Genomic DNA, 22,559 nt, shown 5'->3' with positions numbered 1-22,559 from the left:
GCCTTCCCGCGAAAAATCCGTATAAGCCGCCCTGTTCGTTAACCCGGTCTTCTGGCTGGTGGCTGAACGGAGGGCCGGTTTCCGCTTGGAAATCGTTCGGAACGGAAGCGTTCCAGCCTCCCGTGTCTCCGCTCTCGACCGTCTCGGAAACGCTTTCTTGCCTGGGTCCGCCCAATCAGGAGCAGTCGTTGAGGCTTAGCCGCCGAATATCGGGTTGAACCAAACGCAAGAAAGGCAAAGCTGTCATGGCTCTTTATGAACATGTATTCCTTGCCCGGCAGGATATTTCCGCCCAGCAGGTCGATGCCCTCGTAGAACAGTACAAGGGTGTGATCGAAGCTAACGGCGGTAAAGTCGGGCGTATCGAGAACTGGGGCCTCAAGTCCCTCACCTACCGCATCAAGAAGAACCGCAAGGCACACTACGCCCTGATGGACATCGATGCACCGGCTGCTGCCGTCCAGGAAATGGAACGTCAGATGCGCATCAGCGAAGACGTTCTTCGCTACATGACGATCGCCGTCGAGAAGCATGAAGAAGGTCCGTCTGCCATGATGCAGAAGCGCGACCGCGACGACCGTCCGCGTGAAGGCGGCCGTGGCCCGCGTGAAGGCGGCTTCGGTGATCGTGACCGCGGCCCGCGTCCGCCGCGTGAAGGTGGCTTCGGCGACCGTGAAGACCGTCCGCGCCGTCCGCGCGAAGACCGCGTATAAGGGAGACCTAAGATATGTCTGAAACTTCCTCCGCTCCGGTCCGCCGCCCGTTCCATCGCCGCCGCAAGACCTGCCCGTTCTCCGGCGCCAACGCGCCGCGGATCGACTACAAGGACGTACGTCTGCTGCAGCGTTACATTTCCGAGCGCGGCAAGATCGTTCCGTCGCGCATCACGGCCGTTTCTCAGAAGAAGCAGCGCGAACTCGCCCAGGCGATCAAGCGTGCCCGCTTCCTCGGCCTGCTGCCCTACGTCGTCGCCTAATAGAATATGTGACCCCCGGATTGCTGATCCGGGGGGCGCCTCCCTTCCGCGATGGGCGCGGATCGGAACTCTAAAAACCCATGTTGAGACGTTTCTGAATTCGATTCAGCAACATCCTCTAACTGCTTGATGAAGCAGGACAGCGACCTTGAACCGACCGAACGTTAAAACGCTGCTGATCGGCGCACTCGCCGGATTGACCGCCTTCCTGCTGATGCTGGGGGCGAGCATGCAGCCGTCGTTTTTCAGCGCGCTGCTCTATACGGCCTCGGCGCTGCCGATTTTGATCGTCGGGCTCGGCTGGGGCAATGCCGCGGCCATCGCCGCTGTCGTCACAGCAGCCGCACTCGGCGCGGCCCTCATCTCCCCCTCTTTCGCGCTGATCATGACGCTGGTGACGCTGTTGCCGGCCGGCTGGCTCAGCCATCTCGCCAATCTCGCGCGGCCGGCTTCCGAACTCGGCGGCCCGGACCATCTGCTTGCCTGGTATCCGCTCTCCGATATTCTGCTGCATCTCTGCGGCCTGGTGACGCTCGCCGTCATCGTCATCGGCGTGATGATCGGCTACGGGCCCGCCATCACCGATCAGATCGTCGATCTGCTGATCGCCTCGGTCAAGGAGCAGCAACCGGAATTCATGCCCGATCCGACGGCGACCGCGCAGACCAAATCTCTGATCGTGCTGATGCTGCCGGCGATGCAGGGCGGTATGTGGGTGTCTATGCTGTTTGCCGCCTATTATTTTGCCGTGCGCATCGTCGCAGCCTCCGGCCGCGGCCTTCGCCCGCGCGAGGACATCCCCTCCTCGCTGCGCATGAACCGCAACTCGATCTTCATCTTCCTCGCCGGGCTTGCCGCCTGCTTCTTCGGCGGCGTGCCGGCGCTGGTCGGCGCGACGGTGATCGGCACCTTCGGCGCCGGCTTCATGCTTTCCGGTTTCGCCTCGCTGCATTTCCGCACGCGCGGCAAGGACTGGCGCCTACCGGCCCTCATCCTCAGCTACCTGGCCTCGATGCTCATGCTGCTGCCAGCTTTCCTCATCCTCGTCCTCGGTCTCAGCGATACGCGCAAGGCGATCGCGCTGACCCCGACGAAAGATGCTGATGCCCCCAAACAATCCGACACGAAAATCTGAGACACAGAAAGGTAAAAGAAAATGGAAGTCATCCTTCTCGAACGCATCTCCAAGCTCGGCCAGATGGGCGAAACCGTAAAGGTTCGCGACGGTTTTGCCCGTAACTACCTGCTGCCGCTTGGCAAGGCGCTGCGCGCCAACGCCGCCAACAAGACCCGCTTCGAAGCCGAGCGCGCGACGCTCGAAGCCCGTAACCTCGAGCGCAAGTCGGAAGCCCAGAAGGTCGCCGACGTTCTCGACGGCAAGTCCTTCATCGTCGTACGCTCCGCCGGCGAAACCGGCCAGCTCTACGGCTCGGTCGCCGCCCGTGACGTCGTCGAGATTCTCGCCGCCGAAGGCTTCAACATCGGCCGCAACCAGGTTCACCTGAACACGCCGATCAAGGCGATCGGCCTGCACAAGGTCGAGCTGCAGCTGCATGCCGAAGTCGAAATCCACGTCGAGCTGAACGTTGCCCGTTCCGCCGAAGAGGCAGAGCGCCAGGCCAAGGGTGAAGAACTCACCTCGGTCGACGCCATCTACGGTGTCGACGAAGACGCTCTGCGTCCGGAAGATTTCTTCGATCCGGAAGCTGACGGCGTCGACGAAGACGAAGCATAATATCGCCGGAGCAATCCGCGACAGGAGCCCGGCCATCGCGCCGGGCTTTTTCGTTGGGGATTTTCCGGATGTTTTTGCTGCGGGCCTTATGGCATCGCGCTAAAATAACATTCTCCGAAATGAATGGGCTGAGTCGGCGCCATGCCGTGTCATACGGGTGACACTCACAGTATTTCTCCTTTGTGTTGCCCGGGACTGTGGAGAAGTCGAACAACGTGCACAGCGTTCAGGATTTAAGCGAAGCGAGCCCTCGCTCCTTTCGCGGCCTCTTGATTTTCGCGTCCGGAATTGCAAATCCGGAGCTGGAAAAAGACAGAACGGATGATGATGAACGACGCCGCTCGAAAGATTGCAGCCGTTGCCCCCTCGGAGCAGCATTATCGCGAAGCACCCAACAACATCGAAGCCGAGCAGGCGCTTCTGGGTGCCATCCTGATGAACAACGACGCCTATTACCGGGTGTCCGACTTCCTGAAGCCGATCCATCTCTACGAACCGCTGCACCGGAAGATCTTCGAGGTTGCCGGCGATATCATCCGCATGGGCAAGATCGCCAACCCGGTGACGATCAAGACCTTCCTGAAGGCCGACGAGAAGGTCGGCGACATGACGGTGTCGCAATATCTGGCGAGCCTCGTCAGCAACGCCGTCACCGTCATCAATGCCGAGGATTACGGTCGGGCGATCTACGACCTGGCGCTGCGCCGGGCGCTGATCACCATCGGCGAGGATGTCGTCAACATCGCCTATGATGCGCCGCTCGACATGCCGCCGCAGTCGCAGATCGAGGATACCGAACGCCGCCTCTTCGAACTGGCGGAAAACGGCCGCTATGACGGCGGCTTCCAGGCCTTCAACGATGCGGTTGCGCTGGCGATCGACATGGCCGCCGTCGCCAAGGAACGAGACGGCGGGCTTTCCGGCATTTCCACCGGTATCCATTCGCTGGATTCCAAGATGGGCGGCCTGCAGCGTTCGGACTTGATCGTGCTTGCCGGACGCCCCGGCATGGGCAAGACCTCGCTTGCGACCAACATCGCCTACAATATCGCCGCCGCCTACGAAGGCGAAGTCCAGTCGGACGGCAGCATGAAGGCGAAAAACGGCGGCGTCGTCGGCTTCTACTCGCTCGAAATGTCGTCGGAACAGCTTGCCACCCGTATCATCTCCGAGCAGACGGAAGTCTCCTCATCGAAGATCCGCCGCGGCGACATCAATGATGCCGATTTCGAAAAGCTTGTCGCCTGCTCGATGATGATGCAGAAAGTGCCGCTCTATATCGACCAGACCGGCGGTATCTCGATCGCCCAGCTGTCGGCGCGCGCGCGCCGTCTCAAGCGTCAGCGCGGCCTCGACGTGCTCGTGGTCGACTATATCCAGCTGATGACCGGCTCGGGAAAATCCAGCGACAACCGCGTGCAGGAAATCACCCAGATCACCACCGGCCTGAAGGCGCTCGGCAAGGAACTCAACGTTCCGATCATCGCGCTGTCGCAGCTCTCGCGTCAGGTCGAAAGCCGCGACGACAAGCGGCCGCAGCTTTCCGACCTTCGCGAATCCGGCTCGATCGAGCAGGACGCCGACGTCGTGCTCTTCGTGTTCCGCGAGGAATATTACGTCAAGAACCAGGAGCCGCGCGACATCAACGATCCGAAATATCCGGAATGGGAAGCGTTGTTCGACAAAGTGAAGGGCACCGCCGACGTCATCATCGCCAAGCAGCGTCACGGGCCGACGGGCACGGTGAAGCTCGCCTTCCAGTCGGAATTCACCCGCTTCGCCGATCTCGCCGATCCCTCCTTCACACATTACGAGGAACATTGACGCGGTCCCGCGTCGATTTCCTTAGCTAAAGCCCGGCGGCCCGCAACAGGGCAACCGTTGCGACGCCAATCACGACGCTCATAAGCATTGGCAAACGGCGCGCGGCGATTGCCGTTGCCGCGCAGGCCAAGGTCTCTGCCCAGCCCGCCGCAAAGGCGGTCGGGGCAATGACCGCCATCAGCACAGCCGGCGGAATGGCCTCGATCGCCGCTCTCCGCCGCTCATTCATCTCGACATGATGGAGCAACACGAGGCCGCTGACGCGGGTGAACACCGTTGCGGCGGCCATCGCGAGGATGGCGATGAAGATGTTGAGATCGAGCGTCATGCCGCCTGCTCCCGCGCCCTGTGCTGCCATAGGGCCGTTGCCAGCCCGGCCAGAGCGCCGGCGGCGATATACCAGACCCCCGGCACGAAGTGGTGGACCGCAACGGACGCGGCACCACTTGCCGCAAGGACGGCGCCGGTTTCCGGCCCCTTCCAGAAACCCATGACGAGCACGATGAAGACAGCCGGAAAAGCGAAGTCGAGGCCGACGACCGTTGGATTGCCGAAAAAGGCGCCGAGCAGTGCGCCTGTCAGCGAAGAGCCGACCCAGGTGAGGTAGAAGGGCGTGACGATGCCCGCATACCAGGCCGGTGTCAGTCGTGTGGCTCCCGCGCGGAATTCCGCCATGGCCCACAGTTCATCTGCGAGGAATAGCATGGCAACATACCGTTTGACGCCGGAGAAGGACTGCATCTTCGTGCCGATCGACGCGCTCATCAGCACGTGACGGATATTGACCAGCAGGGCTGCAAAGCCGACGCCGATCCAGCTTGCCGGATGGGTCCAGATGTCCATGGCCACGAATTGCGAACCGCCCGCAAAGACAAGCGCGCTCATCAGCGTCGTTTCCAACGGGGAAAGCCCCTTGGTGGCTGCGACCGCGCCGAACACCAGGCCGATCGGTAACACGGCGACAACAAGCGGAAAAATGGCGCGCATTCCGGCAAAAAATTCGCCGGATGGCCGGCTGTGCTGCAACATGGCAACCTCCTGATCAAGATCGCGGAGGATTAGCCCGGCCAGCCAGGGCCGTATTGAACGAAAGTGATCAGCCCGTGCGGAATTGACCTGGTGTTACGCCTGTCCGTGCCTTGAAGTGTCGGGTGAAATGCGCCTGATCGGCAAAACCGCATTCGAGCGCAATATCGGCAGGCATGCGCCCCTGGCGCAGCAGCCGACGGGCCACCTGCACGCGCCGATCCGTCAGAAAAGCGTGCGGGGTAATGTGATATTCCTTGCGGAAGGCACGGATGAGGTGGGCGCGGCTCAAACCCGCCACTCCGGCCAGCTCCTCGAGCCCGACATCGCTGTCGAAGTTCTCGATGAGGTATTCGCGGGCACGGGCCACCGCGCTTCGTTCCTGCGTATCGACAGGAACGATGATTGCGCTGCCGTGACGCGCAAAGATCGCTGCCAGCACCGAAAACATTCCCTCATCCGATTCCAGCGCGCCTGCCCCGCTCTCAAGCGTTCGATGGGCGGCGTGGAAGGCATTGGCGAGCTGTGGATCGCGTGGAAGCCCGCCGGAGAAAGAGGGCGTCGCATGGAAGGCCTTGCCGGTGACATCCTCCAAAATATCGACGAACAGCTTCATATCGGGATAGATCATCCGGTAGCGGTAGCCCTCTCCGCCCGGAGCGCCGTCATGGATGACACCGGGATCGATGAGATAAAGGTCGCCCGGGCCGGTTTCCTCCCGCCTGCCGCTGAGAGTGGCGATCTGGCTGCCGCTTTCTATTGCGCCGATGCTGAACGTGTCATGCGCATGCGGCGCATATTCGTGCGTCAGGAAGGTGGCGCTCAAACACTCCATGTCGCGGAAGCGGCCATCCCGCCAGAAGCGGGCCGATTCCACGTTCGCAAGCGGCATGGCCGCCGCCGCCTCTTTTTGCGATACGTTCTGCATCCACTGAGATTATCGCGGAAGCCTGCACGCGTCTTGAACAAAAGTGATCAGATGACAGGCAAAGGGTGGTATGTGACCTGCCTTGGCCATAATGCTCTCCAAAGCGTCGCGATCTTTCAGATTCGCTCCCTGCGCTTTAGCTCTTTGTGTTTACGCATGTCGTTATCGCAAAACCGCTGCACACTTTTGCGCGACATGCTTTAGACTGGCTCCGGCGATTTCCTTCCATTAGTTCACGGCGATTCATGACAGATTTCCCCATCCCCTTCGAAGATGACGATCTTTTCGCTTCCGCGGGCCTGCGGCTGACCGTCGATCTGACCGCGCTGACGGAGAACTGGCGCGACATGGCGCGCCGCTCCGGCGCGGCGCGCGCCGCAGCCGTTGTCAAGGCGGATGCCTACGGCACGGGCATCGAGGATGCCGGTGAAGCGCTCTATATGGCCGGCGCCCGGGATTTCTTCGTTGCCACAGTCGACGAGGGCGTCACACTTCGCCTCTATGCGCCAGAGGCGCGCATCTTCGTGCTCGCGGGCATATGGCCGGGCACCGAGCGGCGCTTTTTCGAAAACGATCTGGTGCCGGTGATTTCCTCCGACGAGCAGCTCGCCTTCTGGATGGCAGTGCTTGCCGACTACGGCGATTATCCCTGCGCACTGCATGTCGATACCGGCTTCAACCGGCTCGGACTGCACATGGACGATGCGATCGCGCTCGCCGACGACGTTTCGCGGCCGGCGAGCTTTGCGCCGGTGCTGGTCATGAGCCACCTCGCCTGCGGCGACGAGCCCAGCCATGCGATGAACCGGCAGCAGCTCGAATCATTCCGCAGGGTTAGCGCCGCCTATGAAGGTATCGATTCAAGCCTTGCCGCCTCGGCCGGCATTTTCCTTGGCGAGGATTATCACTTCGACCTGACCCGTCCCGGCATCGCGCTTTATGGCGGCGAGGCGGTCTGCGGCCGGGCCAATCCGATGCGGCCTGTGGCAACCGCGGAAGCGCGCATCATCCAAGTGCGCAGCGTCGAAGCCGGCGAGACCGTCAGCTATGGGCGGGCGCTGCAGCTTCGCCGCAAAAGCCGACTGGCGATCGCCTCGGCCGGGTATGCCGACGGCTACATGCGCGGGCTGTCGAGCGGCGGCGTGCCGCTGCGCCAGGCCGTGCCGCAGGGCGGGCTAGGCTTCATCGCCGGACACAAGGTGCCGGTCGCCGGCCGGATCACCATGGACCTGACGATCTTCGATATCACCGACCTGCCCGATAACGCCGTGCGCGCCGGCGATTATGTCGAGCTGTTCGGAAAGAATATGCCCCTGGACGAGGTGGCGCGGGCGGCGGGCACGATCGGCTACGAGATCCTGACCAGCATGGGGCTGCGCCACGAACGGCGCTATGTCGTCGACGAGGAATAGCTTCCCCGTCAGCGGCTGCTGAGCGCCAGCCGGACACCGAGCGCCAGGAAAAGCGCGCCGAGGCCGCGATCGAGCCATAGCCCGATTCTTTGATTATGCCTGAGCGCATCGGCAAGCCGCCCTCCGAGAAGGACGAACGGCGGTTCGATGAAGGCGGCGACGACGATGATGAGCCCGCCATGCAGCATGAGCTGGGTCCATGCCGGCCCTGCCCCTTCGACGACGAATTGCGGCAGGAAGGCCAGGAAGAAAATCGCCACCTTCGGATTGAGCAGCGACACCAGAATTCCCTGCCGGTAGATCTTCGCCGCCGGCAACTTTTCACCGGCAGCCTTTATCAAGCCATTGCCGCCGCCGGCGCGCAAAGCCTGGATTCCCAGCCAGACGAGATAGGCGGCGCCGATCCATTTGACCGCGGAGAAGGCGACCGAAGAAGCGGCGAGCACGGCGGAAAGGCCGAGCGCTGCCATCAGAACATGCAGGCAGGCGCCGGACCAGACGCCGAACAGTGCGGAAAAACCGGCGCGTTTTCCGCCTCTCATCGTGTGACCGAGGATGAAGGCGATGTCGGGCCCGGGCGACAGATTGAGCAGAACCGCGGCCGGGAGAAATGCAAACCAGTGCGCGAGCGAATAATCGAACATCTTCCACCGTTCAGGATGAGCAGAAGCAAAGGATAGGCACGGGAGGTGCTGATGGGAAAATCATTAGTTTTGATCCGTCGCGATAGCCATTATCTCAGGCACGACAGTGATTCGATGAAGCATGCATCTGCTTCGCTCGAGACCCCGGACTGAAAGAGTATTCGATGGCGAAGGCCAGGACACAATTCATCTGCCAGAGCTGCGGCACGGTTCATAACCGCTGGGCGGGCAAATGCGAGAACTGCGGCGAGTGGAACACCATCGTCGAAGAAGACCCGATGGGCGGGATCGGCTCAGGCCCCGGCAAGACGCCGAAGAAGGGGCGGCCCGTGACGCTGACGGCGCTGTCGGGCGAGATCGAGGAGGCGCCGCGCATCCATACCGCCATGTCGGAGCTCGACCGGGCGCTCGGCGGCGGCTTCGTGCGCGGGTCGGCGGTGCTGATCGGCGGCGATCCCGGTATCGGCAAATCAACGCTGCTGATGCAGGCCGCCGCCGCCCTTGCGCGGCGCGGCCACAAGATCATCTACGTCTCCGGCGAAGAGGCCGTCGCCCAGGTCCGGCTGCGGGCGCAGCGGCTTGCAGCGGCCGATACCGATGTGATGCTGGCGGCGGAAACCAATGTCGAGGATATTCTGGCGACGCTTGCCGAGGGCAAGCGGCCGGACCTCGTCATCATCGATTCCATCCAGACGCTGTGGAGCGAACTTGCCGAATCCGCCCCGGGAACGGTGACGCAGGTGCGCACCGGCGTGCAGGCGATGATCCGTTTCGCCAAGCAGACCGGGGCCGCCATGGTGCTCGTCGGGCACGTGACCAAGGACGGGCAGATCGCCGGACCGCGCGTCGTCGAGCACATGGTCGATGCCGTGCTCTATTTCGAGGGCGATCGCGGCCATCATTACCGCATCCTTCGCACGGTCAAGAACCGCTTCGGACCGACCGACGAGATCGGCGTCTTCGAAATGTCGGACAAGGGCTTACGCGAGGTCGCCAACCCCTCGGAACTCTTCCTCGGCGAGCGCAACGAAAAATCGCCCGGTGCTGCCGTCTTTGCCGGCATGGAGGGCACGCGCCCGGTGCTGGTCGAAGTCCAGGCGCTGGTGGCGCCAACCTCGCTCGGCACGCCCAGGCGCGCCGTGGTCGGCTGGGATTCGGCCCGGCTGTCGATGATCCTGGCGGTGCTGGAAGCCCATTGCGGCGTCAGGCTCGGCCAGCACGACGTCTATCTCAATATCGCCGGCGGCTACCGCATCACCGAACCGGCGGCCGATCTCGCCGTCGCCTCGGCGCTCGTTTCCTCGCTTGCCGGTATTGCCCTTCCCGCCGATTGCGTCTATTTCGGCGAAGTCAGCCTGTCGGGCGCCATCCGGCCGGTTGCGCACACCGCCCAGCGCCTCAAGGAAGCCGAGAAGCTGGGCTTTTCCGCAGCATTGCTTCCGTCCGCCTCCGCCGAACTGCCGAAGGGTTCCGGCGGACGCTGGAGTGAGGTCGAAAGCCTGCCGGATCTGGTTGCGCGCATCGCCGGGTCGAAGGGGGCGCTGCGTGTGGAAGACGAGGTTTGATCCTTTCATTGCCAAGATTGGTGATGATATAGGAGGCACACGATAAGGCACGACACGGCCGCCCAGCGGCAGTCCTGGAGTTGAATTTACATGCCCATTACGATTTTCGACGGTATTGTCATCGGCGTCGTGCTCTTCTCCGCCGTGCTGGCGATGGTCCGCGGCTTTTCGCGCGAGATCCTCTCGATCGCAAGCTGGGGCGGCTCGGCAGCAGCCGCCTATTACCTCTATCCCTACCTGCTGCCCTACGCGAAGAAATACACCGATGACGACCGCATCGCGATCGTCGGTTCGGCAGCGGTCGTCTTCCTGATCGCGCTCATCGTCATTTCCTTCATCACCATGAAGATCGCCGATTTCATCATCGACAGCCGCGTCGGCGCGCTCGACCGCACGCTCGGCTTCCTGTTCGGGGCTGCGCGCGGCGTGCTGCTGCTGGTCGTCGCCGTCGCTTTCTGGAACTGGCTGGTCGATGCCGACCACCGCCCGGCCTGGGTCAACGAAGCGAAGTCGAAGCCCTTCCTGGATTCGATGGTCGTGAAGCTGAAATCCGTTCTGCCGGAGCAATTTGCCCAGATGATACCGGCGAGCATCCGTGATAAGCTTCAGCCGCCGGCACAGGGCGGCGCTGAAGGCACCAATCCGCCGACGGGCGACCAGGCGCCGGCGGAAGACGCACCGACAGCGCCTGCACAGCAGCCGGCGAATTGACACAGTGTTCAAGAGCTTGACCCGCCTTCCGGCAATTGCCATTTGAGCGGGAGTTGAAATGAGAGGTCCGGCCGGGCATTCCAGCTCTGTCGGGCTTCAGCTATTTCTGGAAATGCCGATCCATTCTTGTGAGAGCAGAGGCCCGCAGAAATGAACCAGTCCCATTCCTTGCCCACCGACGATCCGCTCGACGGAGATACGCTGCATGAAGAATGCGGGGTTTTCGGAATTTTGGGACACCCCGATGCCGCGGCACTGACGGCTCTCGGCCTGCATGCTCTGCAGCATCGCGGGCAGGAAGCGGCCGGCATCGTCTCCTTCGACGGCAAGCGCTTCTACCAGGAGCGCCATATGGGGCTCGTCGGCGACCACTATACCAATCCGATGACGCTCGCCCGCCTGCCCGGCAGCATATCGATCGGTCATACCCGCTACTCGACAACCGGCGAAGTGGCGATGCGCAACGTGCAGCCGCTCTTTGCCGAACTTGAGGAAGGCGGCATTGCCGTTGCCCATAACGGTAATTTCACCAACGGCCTGACGCTGCGTCGCCAGATCATCGCGACCGGCGCCATCTGTCAGTCGACGTCCGATACCGAAGTGGTCCTCCACCTCATCGCCCGCTCCCGCCATGCCTCCACATCCGACCGCTTCATCGATGCCATCCGCCAGATGGAAGGCGGCTATTCGATGCTCGCGATGACGCGCACCAAGCTGATTGCAGCGCGTGACCCTACAGGCATCCGCCCACTTGTGATGGGCGAACTCGACGGCAAGCCGATCTTCTGCTCGGAAACCTGCGCGCTCGACATCATCGGCGCCAAATTCATCCGCGATGTCGAAAACGGCGAGGTCGTCATCTGCGAAATTCAGCCCGACGGCTCGATCAGCATCGATGCCCGCAAGCCCGGCAAGCCGCAGCCGGAGCGCCTCTGCCTGTTCGAATATGTCTATTTCGCCCGGCCGGACTCGGTCGTCGGCGGCCGCAACGTCTATACGACGCGCAAGAACATGGGCATGAACCTCGCCAAGGAATCGCCTGTCGAGGCCGACGTGGTCGTGCCGGTGCCGGATGGCGGCACGCCGGCGGCGCTCGGCTACGCACAGGAAAGCGGAATTCCCTTCGAATACGGCATCATCCGCAACCATTATGTCGGCCGCACCTTCATCGAGCCGACCCAGCAGATCCGCGCCTTCGGCGTGAAGCTGAAACATTCCGCCAACCGGGCGATGATCGAAGGCAAGCGCGTGGTGCTGGTCGATGATTCCATCGTGCGCGGTACGACGTCTCTGAAGATCGTCCAGATGATCCGCGAGGCTGGTGCGCGCGAAGTCCATCTCCGCGTCGCCAGTCCGATGATCTTCTTCCCCGACTTCTACGGCATCGACACGCCCGATGCCGAAAAGCTCTTGGCCAACCAATATGCCGATGTCGAAGCCATGGCCAAATATATCGGCGCCGATTCGCTTGCCTTCCTGTCGATCAACGGGCTCTACCGCGCCGTCGGCGGCGAGGACCGCAATCCGGCCCGCCCGCAGTTCACCGACCATTACTTCACCGGTGACTATCCGACCCGCCTGCTCGACAAGAACGGCGAGTCGATGGGCAACAAGCTTTCGATGCTTGCCAGCAACGGCTGAGCCGCCGCTGCATTAACCTCCCTTCCGAGGGGCTGTTGCGCCCCTCGCCTTCGCAAGCAAATCCGGAACCGGAGCAGATGAATATCAATCTTGAGGGCAAGATCGCACTCGTCACCGGTGCATCGCGCGGCATTGGCTATTTCACGGCGCTTGAGCTTGCGAAAGCCGGCGCCCATGTCATCGCCTGCGCCCGCACGGTCGGCGGGCTCGAGGATCTCGATGACGCGATCAAGGCCATCGGCGGCACGGCGACACTGGTGCCCTTCGACCTGGCGGACATGAACGCAATCGACGCGCTCGGCGGCTCGATCTTCGAACGCTGGGGCAAACTCGATATCCTCGTCGCCAATGCCGGCGTACTCGGCGTCATCTCGCCGATCGGCCATATCGAGGCGAAGGTGTTCGAGAAGGTGATGACCATCAACGTCACTGCGACATGGCGGCTGATCCGATCGGTCGACCCGCTGCTCGCCCGCTCGGATGGCGGCCGCGCCGTCATCCTGTCATCGGGTGCCGCCCATAAATGCCGGCCTTTCTGGAGCGCCTATTCCGCCTCCAAGGCCGCCGTCGAGGCACTGGCCCGGACCTGGGCCGGCGAAAGCCAATCGACGCCGTTGCGCATCACCAGCGTCGATCCCGGCGCGACCCGCACGGCGATGCGCGCCCAGGCGGTGCCCGGCGAAGATCCGCAGACGCTGCCGCATCCTTCCGAGGTCGCCAAGGCGATCCTGCCTCTGCTCGGCCCCGGCGTGACCGAGACGGGCAAACTGTTCATTGTGCGGGACAATAAGCTCGCCGATTACCGGCTGCCGGAATAAGCCAGGCTCACTTGGCTGCAACTGCCGGGAACAGATGCGCGAAGCCTGTCTCCGACGGGCAGAGCGCATTGAGGTCCACCGCCCCCTGAATGCCGTTGACACTGCCATTGTCGGAAAATTGCCAGATCGACCAACGACCGCAGCCTTGCTGCGCCGGTTCCTGAAACACGCTCCGCAGCCAGAGGTAATGATCGGGGAAGCGGGATTCATTGCCCTTTAGATACTGATCGTAGAACTCCTGGGTGACATAGAAAATCGGCTTTTCTGGAAAGGCACCCTTCAGCTCGGCGAAGAAGGCGTTCACCTCAGTCGCCATTTCCTCGACCGTCGGGACCTTGTTGCAATTGCCGACGAACTCCAGATCGACGGTGATGGGCAGGGTCCCCGGCTGCCGCGGCACGGTCGCCAGGACATTCTGCGCCTGATCCTTGCCCGGGCGGCAGAAGGTGAAGAAATGATAAGCGCCCCTGACCATTCCGGCATCGCCGACGCGCTGCCAATTGTCGGCGAACCTCGAATCCTTGTGGTCGCCGCCTTCGGTCGCCTTCATAATCGCAAAGCGCACGTTCGGCTGCGCGGCCACCGTCTTCCAATCGATATCGCCCTGGTGATGGCTGACATCGATGCCCTGGATCGGATAGGTTGACAAAGACGGATTATTGAAACGAGGCATACCGAAATCGTATGCGAAATATGCGGTCGATGCGACTGCCAGAATTGCAATCGCTCCGATCATCCCCCGGCCCCAGCCTCTCACGCAGTCCTCTCCTATTGAGCAACTCCCAACTGCCTATAAGCGATTTGCGCCACGAAAATGGCAGGTGAGCCGTGCCGCGGATCATCGCTTGCCCCTCTTGACCAAAGGTCATTCCCGCGCCATAAATCCCGCCATGAAAACGGTTATCTGCATTATCTGCCGGAAGATTATTCGCTAGCGCACGCGCTGGCCCGGCCGTTTTCGTCTCCCAAATAGTCAGATGCGAAACGCCCCGGCCCGCCGGTCGCGATATTTTTCTAGTTGTGCTTATGGGAGAGTGGAATGGGCGGCATGCCGGAACTGAAGCTGTACAACACGCTGACACGGGAAGAATCGGTCTTTGCGCCGATCGATCCGGACAATGTCCGCATGTATGTCTGCGGCCCGACCGTCTATGATTTCGCTCATATCGGCAACGCCCGCCCGGTCATCGTCTTCGACGTGCTGTTCCGGCTGCTGCGCCATGTCTATGGCGAGGATCACGTCACCTATGCCCGCAACATCACGGATGTCGACGACAAGATCAATGCGCGGGCGCTGAGGGATCATCCGGGCCTGCCGCTCAACCAAGCGATCCGGGCGGTCACCGAAAGGACCGAGACGCAGTTTCACGCCGATGTCGCCGAACTCGGCTGCCTGGAGCCGAGCGTCGAGCCGCGCGCCACCGACAATATCGTTGAGATGACCGAGATCATCGAGAAGCTGATCGGCAACGGCCATGCCTATGTGGCAGCGGGCGAAGTGCTGTTCGACACTAAGTCCATGGCGGATTACGGCCAGCTTTCGAAGCGCCCGCTCGACGAACAGCAGGCAGGCGCCCGCGTCGCCGTCGATGCGCATAAAAAGAACCCGGGCGATTTCGTGCTCTGGAAGCTGTCGAGCCACAACGAACCCGGCTGGGAGAGCCCATGGGGCCGTGGCCGACCGGGCTGGCATATCGAATGCTCGGCGATGAGCCGGCGTTATCTCGGCGATATCTTCGACATTCACGGCGGCGGGCTGGACCTGATCTTCCCGCACCATGAAAACGAGATCGCCCAGTCACGTTGCGCCCATGGCACCAAGGTGATGGCGAATGTCTGGATGCACAACGGCTTCGTGCAGGTCGAAGGCCGCAAAATGTCGAAATCCGAAGGCAATTTCGTCACCATTCACGATCTGCTGCATACGCAGATTTTCGGCGGCCGCAAATGGCCGGGCGAGGTGCTGCGCCTTGCGATGCTGATGACCCATTACCGCGAGCCGATCGATTTCTCGATCAAGCGGCTGGAAGAGGCTGAACGTCTGCTCGCCAAATGGCCGGCGACGGAAGCCGGCGATGCCGCGCCGGATGAAACCGTGCTGACCGCGCTCGCCGACGACCTCAACACGGTCGCGGCGGTGCAGGCCTTACATGCGCTGGCGCAGGCCGCCCATAACGATCCCGCCGCGGCCGCCCGTTTTGCCGCGACGGCTGCGTTCCTCGGCCTGCTGCCGAAGAAAGCCGAAATCGACCAGGCCGTCGCAGCGGCGGTCGATGCGTTGGTCGCCATGCGGCTTGAAATGCTGAAGGCGAAAAACTTCGCCGAAGCCGACAAGATCCGCGACGAACTGACGGCAAAGGGCATCCAGCTGAAAGACGGCAAGGATGCGGCGACCGGCGAGCGGGTGACGACGTGGGAGGTCAAGCGGTGAGACCCGTGTCTTCGGATAAGGCCCCTCCCCAACCCCTCCCCACAATGGGGAGGGGCTACGGCGCTGTACTGCTCCGAAGCGACCTCACCGCAAACGCAAGCCTTCGAGGCGGGAATGAAGGCGGCATCACGGGAGAGCCCTCCCCCTTGTGGGGAGGGTTGGGAGGGGTTCTCTTTTTCTCATCCACATTGTTGCGGAGGGATTGTCCATGACCACCTATACCGGCGGCTGCCAGTGTGGCGCGGTGCGCTTTCGCGTCAGCGGCGAACTCAAAGATTCGTCGATCTGTCATTGCCGCATGTGCCAGAAGGCGTTCGGCGCCTACTATGCGCCGCTGGTCTCGGTGCGCGGCGCCGATTTCGCGTGGACACGCGGCGAGCGAAAAAAGTTCCGCTCTTCCAATTTCGTCGAGCGCGGCTTCTGCGGCGATTGCGGCACGCCGCTCTCCTACGAGGCGCCTGACGGGGTTGCAATTGCCGCAGGCGCCTTCGACGATCCTTCGGCGCTTCCGCCGGTCGTGCAATACGGCATCGAGGGCAAGATCGGCTTCGTCGATCATCTGCACGAGTTGCCGGGGCACCGGACGGAAGAGGATGCACAAGCCGCCCCCTTCGTGCTCGAACTCGTCTCCTACCAGCATCCCGATCATGAGACCCAGACATGGCCACCCAAGGAGCCCAGATGACAGCGGACGCGGACAAAAACGGCGGGTGCCAGTGCGGAGCGGTGCGTTACCGCGCCGAAGGCGAAGTCGGTTCTCCCCATCTTTGCCATTGCCGCATGTGCCAGAAAGCGGCCGGCAATTATTTCATGCCGCTTGGCGGCGTGAAGCACAGCAATTTCACCCTGACGCGCGGCGCGGCGAAATGGTTCCACTCCTCTGACCTCGTGCGGCGCGGTTTCTGCGGCGATTGCGGCACGCCGCTGTTCTACGATATTCCGGGGACGGATTTCATCAACATCACCCTCGGCTCGTTGGACGATCCCGACGTGGTCAAGCCGGTGATGCAATCGAACACCGGCCGCAAGATGTCCTGGTTTCACGCACTCGACGGCCTGCCGCTCGAACCAGAGCCCGAAACGCCCGACCGCGAGGATGCGATTGCGGCAAGCAACCATCAGCACCCCGACCACGATACGAAAAGCTGGCCCCTCGGAGAAATCTCATGACGGACACGATAAAAACAGGCGGCTGCCAGTGCGGCGCCGTGCGCTTCCGCATCTCGGGCAAGTTGGGGCGCCCCTCGATCTGCCATTGCCGCATGTGCCAGAAGCAGTTCGGCGGCTTCTTCTCCGCGCTGGTCACCGCGCCTGAGGAAGCGATGGAATGGACGCGCGGCGCGCCGAGCTACTTTCAATCCTCGGTCAATATCGAGCGCGGCTTCTGCAGCAATTGCGGCACGCCGATGACCTATCGTCATCCGGGCGGGCTGGAGCTTGCGATCGGCACCTTCGACGATCGCAGCGACCTGGCGCCGCAAATCCAGGTCAATTACGACGCCCGCCTGCCCTGGGTCGAGGAGATCTTCGAGGCGCCGGTGCTGAAGGATCAGGATTTCTACGCACGGCAGGAGGCGATCATCTCCTTCCAGCATCCCGATCACGATACCGAAGTCTGGCCCGCGAAAGGCGTGAAAATATGACCGAGAGACTGCGCACGCTCTATCCTGAAATCGAAGCCTATGCCTCAGGCCATCTCGATGTCGGTGACGGCCATGTGATCTATTGGGAGCGCTCGGGAACGCCTGGCGCCAAGCCCGCCGTCTTCCTGCATGGCGGCCCCGGCGGCGGCTTCTCGCCCACCCATCGCCGGCTTTTCGATCCCGCCCTCTACGACGTCGTGCTGTTCGACCAGCGCGGTTGCGGCAGGTCGACGCCGAATGCCGAGCTCAATGCCAACACGACCTGGCACCTCGTCGCCGATATCGAGCGGCTGCGGGAAATGGCCGGCGTCGACAGCTGGCAGGTGTTCGGCGGCTCCTGGGGTTCGACGCTGGCGCTCGCCTATGCCGAGGCGCATCCGGAGCGCGTCTCCGAGATCATCGTGCGCGGCATCTATACGCTGACCAAGGCCGAGCTCGACTGGTACTATCAGTTCGGCGTCTCGGAAATGTTCCCGGACAAGTGGGCGCGCTTCATCGCGCCCATTCCGCCCGATGAGCGGCATGAGATGATGCATGCCTATCATCGCCGCCTGACGCATGAGGACAGAAGCGTGCGCCTCGCAGCCGCGCAGGCCTGGAGCATCTGGGAAGGCGAAACGATCACGCTGCTGCCCGAGCCTTCGACGAGCGGCAAGTTCGAGGAACCGGAATTCGCCTATGCATTCGCCCGCATCGAGAACCATTTCTTCGTCAATGCCGGCTGGATGGACGAAGGACAGCTGATCCGAGACGCCGGCCGGCTGAAGGATATTCCCGGCGTCATCGTGCACGGCCGCTACGACATGCCCTGCCCGGCAAAATATGCCTGGCTGCTGCACAAGGCCTGGCCGAAGGCGGAATTCCACCTGATCGAGGGTGCGGGGCATGCGTATTCGGAGCCGGGAATTCTCGACCGACTGATCAGGGCGACAGACAAGTTTGCCGGGAAGACAAACTGATTGTTTGAGGTAGCCTCTCACCCTAGCCCTCTCCCCGCGCGCGGGGAGAGGGAACGAGCTCTGCGATACGGCGCGGCATCTCCCTTCCCCCCGTCAGAACGGGGAGAAGGTGGCGGCAGCCGGATGAGGGGCTGCATCCGCATTCCAACAACACCCGCTTGCCGGGAGGAAACGACATGAAAGAACGCATCTATCTCTTCGACACGACGCTGCGGGACGGGCAGCAGACGCCCGGGATCGATTTCTCGGTCGAGGACAAGATTGCGATCGCCGCGATGCTGGACGAATTCGGCATCGATTACGTCGAGGGCGGCTATCCCGGCGCCAATCCGACCGATACCGCCTTTTTCAGCGAGAAGCGCACCAGCCAGGCCAGCTTCGTCGCCTTCGGCATGACGAAGCGGGCGGGCGTTTCGGTTTCCAACGATCCCGGCATTGCCGGGCTGCTGCAGGCGAAATCCGACGCCATCTGTTTCGTCGCCAAGAGCTGGGATTATCATGTCGCGGTGGCGCTCGGCTGCACCAATGAGGAAAACCTCGAAAGCATCGCCGAAAGCGTCAAGGCGGCGGTCGGCGCCGGCAAGGAAGCGATCGTCGATTGCGAGCATTTCTTCGACGGTTTCAAGGCCAATCCGGCCTATGCGCTCGCCTGTGCCAAGACCGCCTATGAGAGTGGCGCCCGCTGGGTCGTGCTTTGCGACACCAATGGCGGCACGCAGCCGCCAGAGGTACGCACCATTGTCGAGGCGGTAATCACTTCAGGCGTTCCCGGCCGCTGTCTCGGCATCCATGCCCATAACGATACCGGCCAAGCGGTCGCCAATTCGCTGGCTGCCGTCGAAGCCGGCGTCCGGCAGATCCAGGGCACGGTGAACGGCATCGGCGAGCGCTGCGGCAACGCTAATCTGGTGACGCTTATCCCGACCTTGGCGCTGAAGAGCGCTTATAATACACGTTTCGAAACGGCGATCGATGAGGAGCGGCTGCTCAATCTCACCCGGCTCTCGCACGCTTTCGACGAGTTGCTCAACCGCTCGCCCGATCATCAGATGCCCTATGTCGGCGCCTCCGCCTTCGCCACCAAGGCCGGCATCCATGCGTCGGCGCTGATCAAGGACCCGAGGACCTACGAACATGTGCCGCCGGAGAGCGTCGGCAATTTCCGCAAGGTCATGGTGTCGGACCAGGGCGGCAAAGCGAACTTCATCAATGCGCTGAAGCGGCGCGGTATCGTGGTCGCCAAGGACGATCCGAAGCTCGATCTGCTGATCTCGATCGTCAAGGACCGTGAATCGATCGGCTATGCCTATGAGGGTGCCGATGCGAGCTTCGAACTGTTGGCGCACCGCACGCTCGGCACGATACCGGAATTCTTCACCATCGAAGGCTTCCGGGTGATGATCGAGCGCCGCTTCGACAGTCTCGGCCGCGTGAAGATCGTCTCGGAAGCGGTGGTCAAGATCACCATCGACGGCCAGACGCTGATGTCGGTTGCCGATGCCGAAGGGCCGGTCAACGCGCTCGACCTGGCGCTGCGCAAGGATTTCGGCAAATACCAGCACGAGATCGACGATCTGGTGCTCGCCGATTTCAAGGTGCGTATCCTCAATGGCGGCACGGCGGCAATCACCCGCGTGCTGATCGAATCCACCGACAGCGATGGCGTGCGCTGGTGGACGGTCGGCGTTTCCGAGAACATCATCGACGCTTCGTTCCAGGCGCTGATGGATTCCGTCATCTACAAGCTGATGAAGAACCGGCAGCTTGCCGGCAAGATCGCAGCGGAATAATCTGTTTGCCGGTTCGGCTAACCGCGGGCAAACGCCGCCAGCGTCTCGCCCGCCATCCTATAGCGGATCCATTCCTTCTGCGGCTCCGCGCCAATCGCCTCGTAGACACGGATCGAGGGTTCGTTCCAGTCGAGCACGCTCCATTCGAAGCGGCCGCAACCCTTCTCCAGCGCGATCTGCGCCAGGCGCCGCAGCAGCGCCTTGCCGGCGCCCGAACCGCGCGCGTCCGGCGTTACGTAGAGATCCTCCAGATAAAGACCGTTCTTCGCTTGCCAGGTCGAATAGCTGAAGAAATAAACCGCCATGCCGATGGCTTGACCCTCGCGTTCGCAGATCAGCGCATGCGTGACCGAACCGTCCCCGAAGATCGCCGCGCGCGTGCTCTCCTCGGTCGCCTCGACCTCGTGGATCGCCTTTTCATAATCGGCCAATTCGCGGACAAATCGCAGGATCGTTGCCGCGTCTGAAGGCGTTGCCGGGCGTACGGTAAGGGTCATGTGAGAGGCTCCTGGTCTGGCGCTTGGCGTTCCAGATGAAAGAACCTGCCGGGCCTGTCAACTGGATGCGCAGATCATCAGCGGGGTTCCCTCGATTGGTCCACCTGTCGCCCGCTCGCGGTAGTCTGGAACAGGATTCGGATTTTTGGAGGCCGATATCAGCCTTTGCCGCTATCATCCGTCCATTCTTCTCCCATCCGCTTCAAATCCTCTTAGCCTTTATTCAACGAAATGAATTGGCCTATTCACGGCGCTTAAGCTAGGCCGGATCAGAAGCAGAACAAAGATGGAAACACCCCGATGTCGACCGATGCATCCGTTCCCCTGGCCAAGAACGAAGACAGTCCGCGCGGTTTTGCCTTCGCGCTGACGGCCTATCTGCTCTGGGGCTTCCTGCCGATCTACATGAAGGCGGTGGCGCATATCTCGCCGGCCGAGGTGATCGCCCACCGCATCGTCTGGTCGCTGCCGCTGGCCGGCATCGTGCTGATCGTGCTCGGGCGCACGGCGGACATCGCCACGGCGCTGCGCTCGCCGCGTATGCTGGCGATGGCGGCGCTGACGGCGTCGCTGATCACCGTCAACTGGGGCACCTATGTCTGGGCGATCGGCGCCGGCCATTCGCTCGACGCAGCACTCGGCTATTTCATCAATCCGCTGTTCAGCATCTTCCTCGGCGCGGTGCTGCTGAAGGAAAAGCTGCAGCCGCTGCAGATCGCGGCGATCGCGCTGGCAGCACTTGCCGTCGCCATTCTCGCATTCGACAGCGGCGGCATTCCGTGGGTGGCGCTGACGCTGGCAATCAGCTGGGGTTTCTATGCCTTGCTGCGCAAGACGCTGCCGCTCGGGCCGAACCAGGGCTTTTTCCTCGAAGTGCTGATCCTCAGCGGCCCTGCCCTGCTCTATATCCTTTATCTCGAATTCGGCAGCGGCCAGGGCCATCTCTACCGCACCGGCCTTGCCGACACGACGCTGCTGCTCGGCTGCGGCGTCATCACCGCCGTGCCGCTGATGATCTATGCCAATGGCGCCAAGCTGCTGAAGCTGTCGACGATCGGCATCATGCAGTATATCGCGCCGACGATGATCTTCCTGATCGCCGTCTTCATTTTTCACGAGCCGCTCGGCACGGCGCGCATGATCGCCTTTCCACTGATCTGGGCGGGGCTGTTCCTCTATAGCTGGTCGATGCTGAAGGGAAGTCGCGGGCGCTGAACGGCGGGCGCCGGAGACGCCGGCCCCTCGCCTACATTTTCGAGATCACTTCATCCTCGCCGTTACGATCAGCGGCGAGCTGGGCTGCCTGAGCCATGATTGCCGGAATGATGCCGGAGATCTCATCGACGACAAGCGGCTGCACCCGGTGAGCGGTGTGCAGGAAGCCCTCTTCTGTCATGTGGCGCATCAGCTCCATCATCGGATCCCAGAAACCGTCGACGTTGGCAAAGACCATCGGCTTTTCATGGCGGCCGAGCTGCGCCCAGGTCATGATCTCGACGATCTCCTCCAGTGTACCGATGCCGCCGGGCAGCGCGACGAAAGCATCGGAACGCTCGAACATCGTATGTTTGCGCGCATGCATGTCAGGGGTTACAATAAGTTCGTTAAGTTGACCGAGCGAGTGGCGAGTCGCTTCCATATCGATCAGGAATTCGGGGATGATGCCCGTGACCTGGCCGCCGCCTGAAAGCGCGCCGCTGGCAACCGCGCCCATGATGCCTTTGGTACCCCCGCCATAGACGAGGCGCAGGCCGTATTCGGCGATCTCTCGTCCGAGAGCACGCCCGGCCGCCATGTGGGAAGGATCGCGTCCCGGCCTTGAGCCGCAGTAAACGCAGATGGATCGAATCGATACAGATTGTTCGGTCATAGAGGCAAACAACTATTCCATTTCAATGCAGTCAAGAAAATTGACTGGAAAGCAGCCTACCTAGCTTGCCGAATTGCTTTGAATGCTTG

The 22,559-nt window shown here is 62.1% G+C and carries 24 protein-coding genes; 17 read left to right on the top strand and 7 right to left on the bottom strand.

Annotated elements, in window-relative coordinates; all coding sequences use genetic code 11:
- The first annotated feature begins 245 nt into the window (after window positions 1-245).
- The 5 genes from rpsF (at window position 246) to OS035_RS17145 (ending at window position 4,535) form a co-directional block, all read left to right on the top strand.
- On the top strand, window positions 246-713 hold the full coding sequence (gene rpsF / locus OS035_RS17165) for a 30S ribosomal protein S6 (protein WP_003574183.1): 468 nt from the start codon (window positions 246-248) through the stop codon (window positions 711-713).
- Window positions 714-727: 14 nt separating this feature from the next.
- Complete coding sequence (gene rpsR / locus OS035_RS17160; protein ID WP_003547038.1) at window positions 728-976, top strand: 30S ribosomal protein S18; 249 nt, start codon at window positions 728-730, stop codon at window positions 974-976.
- A gap of 214 nt (window positions 977-1,190) precedes the next feature.
- Complete coding sequence (locus OS035_RS17155; RefSeq protein ID WP_442967703.1) at window positions 1,191-2,111, top strand: DUF2232 domain-containing protein; 921 nt, start codon at window positions 1,191-1,193, stop codon at window positions 2,109-2,111.
- Window positions 2,112-2,132: 21 nt separating this feature from the next.
- On the top strand, window positions 2,133-2,711 hold the full coding sequence (gene rplI / locus OS035_RS17150; protein WP_049733920.1) for a 50S ribosomal protein L9: 579 nt from the start codon (window positions 2,133-2,135) through the stop codon (window positions 2,709-2,711).
- 327 nt (window positions 2,712-3,038) lie between these two features.
- Entirely contained in the window at window positions 3,039-4,535 is a 1,497-nt protein-coding gene (locus OS035_RS17145; RefSeq protein ID WP_049734132.1) for a replicative DNA helicase, read from the top strand.
- Window positions 4,536-4,560: 25 nt separating this feature from the next.
- On the opposite strand, the gene OS035_RS17140 is transcribed toward OS035_RS17145, so the two are convergent.
- The 3 genes from OS035_RS17140 to OS035_RS17130 all read right to left on the bottom strand — a co-directional run bounded on the left by OS035_RS17140 (window position 4,561) and on the right by OS035_RS17130 (window position 6,453).
- Complete coding sequence (locus tag OS035_RS17140) at window positions 4,561-4,863, bottom strand: AzlD family protein (protein ID WP_183781116.1); 303 nt, start codon at window positions 4,861-4,863, stop codon at window positions 4,561-4,563.
- Complete coding sequence (locus OS035_RS17135) at window positions 4,860-5,564, bottom strand: AzlC family ABC transporter permease (RefSeq protein WP_183781113.1); 705 nt, start codon at window positions 5,562-5,564, stop codon at window positions 4,860-4,862. Before OS035_RS17135 ends, OS035_RS17140 begins: the two co-directional genes overlap by 4 nt.
- A gap of 67 nt (window positions 5,565-5,631) precedes the next feature.
- On the bottom strand, window positions 5,632-6,453 hold the full coding sequence (locus tag OS035_RS17130; RefSeq protein WP_097627273.1) for an AraC family transcriptional regulator: 822 nt from the start codon (window positions 6,451-6,453) through the stop codon (window positions 5,632-5,634).
- A 281-nt stretch (window positions 6,454-6,734) separates the two neighbouring features.
- Here OS035_RS17130 and alr point away from each other — a divergent pair, with 281 nt between their 5' ends.
- A complete protein-coding gene (gene alr, locus OS035_RS17125) occupies window positions 6,735-7,901 on the top strand; it encodes an alanine racemase (protein WP_183781110.1) in 1,167 nt (388 codons plus the stop codon).
- An 8-nt stretch (window positions 7,902-7,909) separates the two neighbouring features.
- On the opposite strand, the gene OS035_RS17120 is transcribed toward alr, so the two are convergent.
- Window positions 7,910-8,545, bottom strand: a complete 636-nt coding sequence (locus OS035_RS17120; protein WP_331813925.1) for a LysE family translocator — start codon at window positions 8,543-8,545, stop codon at window positions 7,910-7,912.
- 164 nt (window positions 8,546-8,709) lie between these two features.
- Between OS035_RS17120 and radA the strand changes: the two genes are divergently transcribed.
- The 4 genes from radA to OS035_RS17100 all read left to right on the top strand — a co-directional run bounded on the left by radA (window position 8,710) and on the right by OS035_RS17100 (window position 13,280).
- Complete coding sequence (radA, locus tag OS035_RS17115) at window positions 8,710-10,110, top strand: DNA repair protein RadA (protein ID WP_097626923.1); 1,401 nt, start codon at window positions 8,710-8,712, stop codon at window positions 10,108-10,110.
- Between the two features lie 90 nt (window positions 10,111-10,200).
- Window positions 10,201-10,821 (top strand): CvpA family protein, encoded by a 621-nt coding sequence (locus tag OS035_RS17110; RefSeq protein WP_097626921.1) that lies wholly within the window; start codon window positions 10,201-10,203, stop codon window positions 10,819-10,821.
- A 150-nt stretch (window positions 10,822-10,971) separates the two neighbouring features.
- A complete protein-coding gene (gene purF, locus OS035_RS17105) occupies window positions 10,972-12,462 on the top strand; it encodes an amidophosphoribosyltransferase (protein ID WP_097626919.1) in 1,491 nt (496 codons plus the stop codon).
- A 77-nt stretch (window positions 12,463-12,539) separates the two neighbouring features.
- A complete protein-coding gene (locus OS035_RS17100) occupies window positions 12,540-13,280 on the top strand; it encodes an SDR family NAD(P)-dependent oxidoreductase (RefSeq protein ID WP_097626917.1) in 741 nt (246 codons plus the stop codon).
- Between the two features lie 7 nt (window positions 13,281-13,287).
- Here OS035_RS17100 and OS035_RS17095 read toward each other — a convergent pair whose 3' ends face one another.
- Complete coding sequence (locus tag OS035_RS17095) at window positions 13,288-14,016, bottom strand: glycoside hydrolase family 25 protein (protein WP_183781104.1); 729 nt, start codon at window positions 14,014-14,016, stop codon at window positions 13,288-13,290.
- A 303-nt stretch (window positions 14,017-14,319) separates the two neighbouring features.
- On the opposite strand from OS035_RS17095, the gene cysS reads away from it, so the two are divergent.
- From cysS to cimA, 6 genes are all read left to right on the top strand, one after another.
- Complete coding sequence (cysS, locus tag OS035_RS17090) at window positions 14,320-15,711, top strand: cysteine--tRNA ligase (RefSeq protein ID WP_183781100.1); 1,392 nt, start codon at window positions 14,320-14,322, stop codon at window positions 15,709-15,711.
- Window positions 15,712-15,919: 208 nt separating this feature from the next.
- Window positions 15,920-16,396, top strand: a complete 477-nt coding sequence (locus tag OS035_RS17085; RefSeq protein WP_097626909.1) for a GFA family protein — start codon at window positions 15,920-15,922, stop codon at window positions 16,394-16,396.
- Window positions 16,393-16,881 carry a GFA family protein gene (locus tag OS035_RS17080; protein ID WP_097626907.1) on the top strand — a complete coding sequence of 163 codons (489 nt, stop codon included), beginning with the start codon at window positions 16,393-16,395 and terminating at the stop codon, window positions 16,879-16,881. The genes OS035_RS17085 and OS035_RS17080 overlap by 4 nt, the downstream gene beginning before the upstream one ends.
- A complete protein-coding gene (locus OS035_RS17075) occupies window positions 16,878-17,354 on the top strand; it encodes a GFA family protein (protein WP_097626905.1) in 477 nt (158 codons plus the stop codon). The genes OS035_RS17080 and OS035_RS17075 overlap by 4 nt, the downstream gene beginning before the upstream one ends.
- The gene (gene pip, locus OS035_RS17070; protein WP_183781095.1) at window positions 17,351-18,313 is read left to right on the top strand and encodes a prolyl aminopeptidase; all 963 of its coding nucleotides are present in this window, start codon (window positions 17,351-17,353) and stop codon (window positions 18,311-18,313) included. The genes OS035_RS17075 and pip overlap by 4 nt, the downstream gene beginning before the upstream one ends.
- A 176-nt stretch (window positions 18,314-18,489) precedes the next feature.
- Complete coding sequence (gene cimA, locus OS035_RS17065) at window positions 18,490-20,103, top strand: citramalate synthase (RefSeq protein ID WP_183781092.1); 1,614 nt, start codon at window positions 18,490-18,492, stop codon at window positions 20,101-20,103.
- Window positions 20,104-20,120: 17 nt separating this feature from the next.
- Here cimA and OS035_RS17060 read toward each other — a convergent pair whose 3' ends face one another.
- On the bottom strand, window positions 20,121-20,600 hold the full coding sequence (locus OS035_RS17060; RefSeq protein ID WP_184472803.1) for a GNAT family N-acetyltransferase: 480 nt from the start codon (window positions 20,598-20,600) through the stop codon (window positions 20,121-20,123).
- A 300-nt stretch (window positions 20,601-20,900) separates the two neighbouring features.
- Here OS035_RS17060 and rarD point away from each other — a divergent pair, with 300 nt between their 5' ends.
- Complete coding sequence (rarD, locus tag OS035_RS17055) at window positions 20,901-21,815, top strand: EamA family transporter RarD (protein WP_097626897.1); 915 nt, start codon at window positions 20,901-20,903, stop codon at window positions 21,813-21,815.
- Between the two features lie 31 nt (window positions 21,816-21,846).
- Here rarD and OS035_RS17050 read toward each other — a convergent pair whose 3' ends face one another.
- On the bottom strand, window positions 21,847-22,470 hold the full coding sequence (locus OS035_RS17050) for a TIGR00730 family Rossman fold protein (RefSeq protein WP_097626895.1): 624 nt from the start codon (window positions 22,468-22,470) through the stop codon (window positions 21,847-21,849).
- Window positions 22,471-22,559 lie beyond the last annotated feature (89 nt).

Origin of the sequence: Rhizobium sp. 268, from assembly GCF_036571585.1 — a bacterium.
Classification (GTDB): domain Bacteria; phylum Pseudomonadota; class Alphaproteobacteria; order Rhizobiales; family Rhizobiaceae; genus Rhizobium; species Rhizobium redzepovicii.
Note: the sequence above shows the minus strand (reverse complement) of the source record. Positions and strands in the feature narration are given on the sequence as shown.

Excerpts from the sequence above, each read along its gene's own strand:
- pip (WP_183781095.1), top strand. The coding sequence starts at position 17,351 with ATGACCGAGAGACTGCGCACGCTCTATCCTGAAATCGAAGCCTATGCC.
- OS035_RS17145 (WP_049734132.1), top strand. The coding sequence starts at position 3,039 with ATGAACGACGCCGCTCGAAAGATTGCAGCCGTTGCCCCCTCGGAGCAG.
- OS035_RS17080 (WP_097626907.1), top strand. The coding sequence starts at position 16,393 with ATGACAGCGGACGCGGACAAAAACGGCGGGTGCCAGTGCGGAGCGGTG.
- OS035_RS17085 (WP_097626909.1), top strand. The coding sequence starts at position 15,920 with ATGACCACCTATACCGGCGGCTGCCAGTGTGGCGCGGTGCGCTTTCGC.
- rpsF (WP_003574183.1), top strand. The coding sequence starts at position 246 with ATGGCTCTTTATGAACATGTATTCCTTGCCCGGCAGGATATTTCCGCC.
- OS035_RS17095 (WP_183781104.1), bottom strand. The coding sequence starts at position 14,016 with ATGATCGGAGCGATTGCAATTCTGGCAGTCGCATCGACCGCATATTTC.
- purF (WP_097626919.1), top strand. The coding sequence starts at position 10,972 with ATGAACCAGTCCCATTCCTTGCCCACCGACGATCCGCTCGACGGAGAT.
- radA (WP_097626923.1), top strand. The coding sequence starts at position 8,710 with ATGGCGAAGGCCAGGACACAATTCATCTGCCAGAGCTGCGGCACGGTT.
- rplI (WP_049733920.1), top strand. The coding sequence starts at position 2,133 with ATGGAAGTCATCCTTCTCGAACGCATCTCCAAGCTCGGCCAGATGGGC.
- OS035_RS17120 (WP_331813925.1), bottom strand. The coding sequence starts at position 8,545 with ATGTTCGATTATTCGCTCGCGCACTGGTTTGCATTTCTCCCGGCCGCG.
- OS035_RS17155 (WP_442967703.1), top strand. The coding sequence starts at position 1,191 with ATGCTGGGGGCGAGCATGCAGCCGTCGTTTTTCAGCGCGCTGCTCTAT.
- OS035_RS17140 (WP_183781116.1), bottom strand. The coding sequence starts at position 4,863 with ATGACGCTCGATCTCAACATCTTCATCGCCATCCTCGCGATGGCCGCC.
- cimA (WP_183781092.1), top strand. The coding sequence starts at position 18,490 with ATGAAAGAACGCATCTATCTCTTCGACACGACGCTGCGGGACGGGCAG.
- cysS (WP_183781100.1), top strand. The coding sequence starts at position 14,320 with ATGGGCGGCATGCCGGAACTGAAGCTGTACAACACGCTGACACGGGAA.
- rpsR (WP_003547038.1), top strand. The coding sequence starts at position 728 with ATGTCTGAAACTTCCTCCGCTCCGGTCCGCCGCCCGTTCCATCGCCGC.
- OS035_RS17050 (WP_097626895.1), bottom strand. The coding sequence starts at position 22,470 with ATGACCGAACAATCTGTATCGATTCGATCCATCTGCGTTTACTGCGGC.
- OS035_RS17060 (WP_184472803.1), bottom strand. The coding sequence starts at position 20,600 with ATGACCCTTACCGTACGCCCGGCAACGCCTTCAGACGCGGCAACGATC.
- OS035_RS17130 (WP_097627273.1), bottom strand. The coding sequence starts at position 6,453 with ATGCCGCTTGCGAACGTGGAATCGGCCCGCTTCTGGCGGGATGGCCGC.
- OS035_RS17135 (WP_183781113.1), bottom strand. The coding sequence starts at position 5,564 with ATGTTGCAGCACAGCCGGCCATCCGGCGAATTTTTTGCCGGAATGCGC.
- OS035_RS17110 (WP_097626921.1), top strand. The coding sequence starts at position 10,201 with ATGCCCATTACGATTTTCGACGGTATTGTCATCGGCGTCGTGCTCTTC.
- OS035_RS17075 (WP_097626905.1), top strand. The coding sequence starts at position 16,878 with ATGACGGACACGATAAAAACAGGCGGCTGCCAGTGCGGCGCCGTGCGC.
- alr (WP_183781110.1), top strand. The coding sequence starts at position 6,735 with ATGACAGATTTCCCCATCCCCTTCGAAGATGACGATCTTTTCGCTTCC.
- OS035_RS17100 (WP_097626917.1), top strand. The coding sequence starts at position 12,540 with ATGAATATCAATCTTGAGGGCAAGATCGCACTCGTCACCGGTGCATCG.
- rarD (WP_097626897.1), top strand. The coding sequence starts at position 20,901 with ATGTCGACCGATGCATCCGTTCCCCTGGCCAAGAACGAAGACAGTCCG.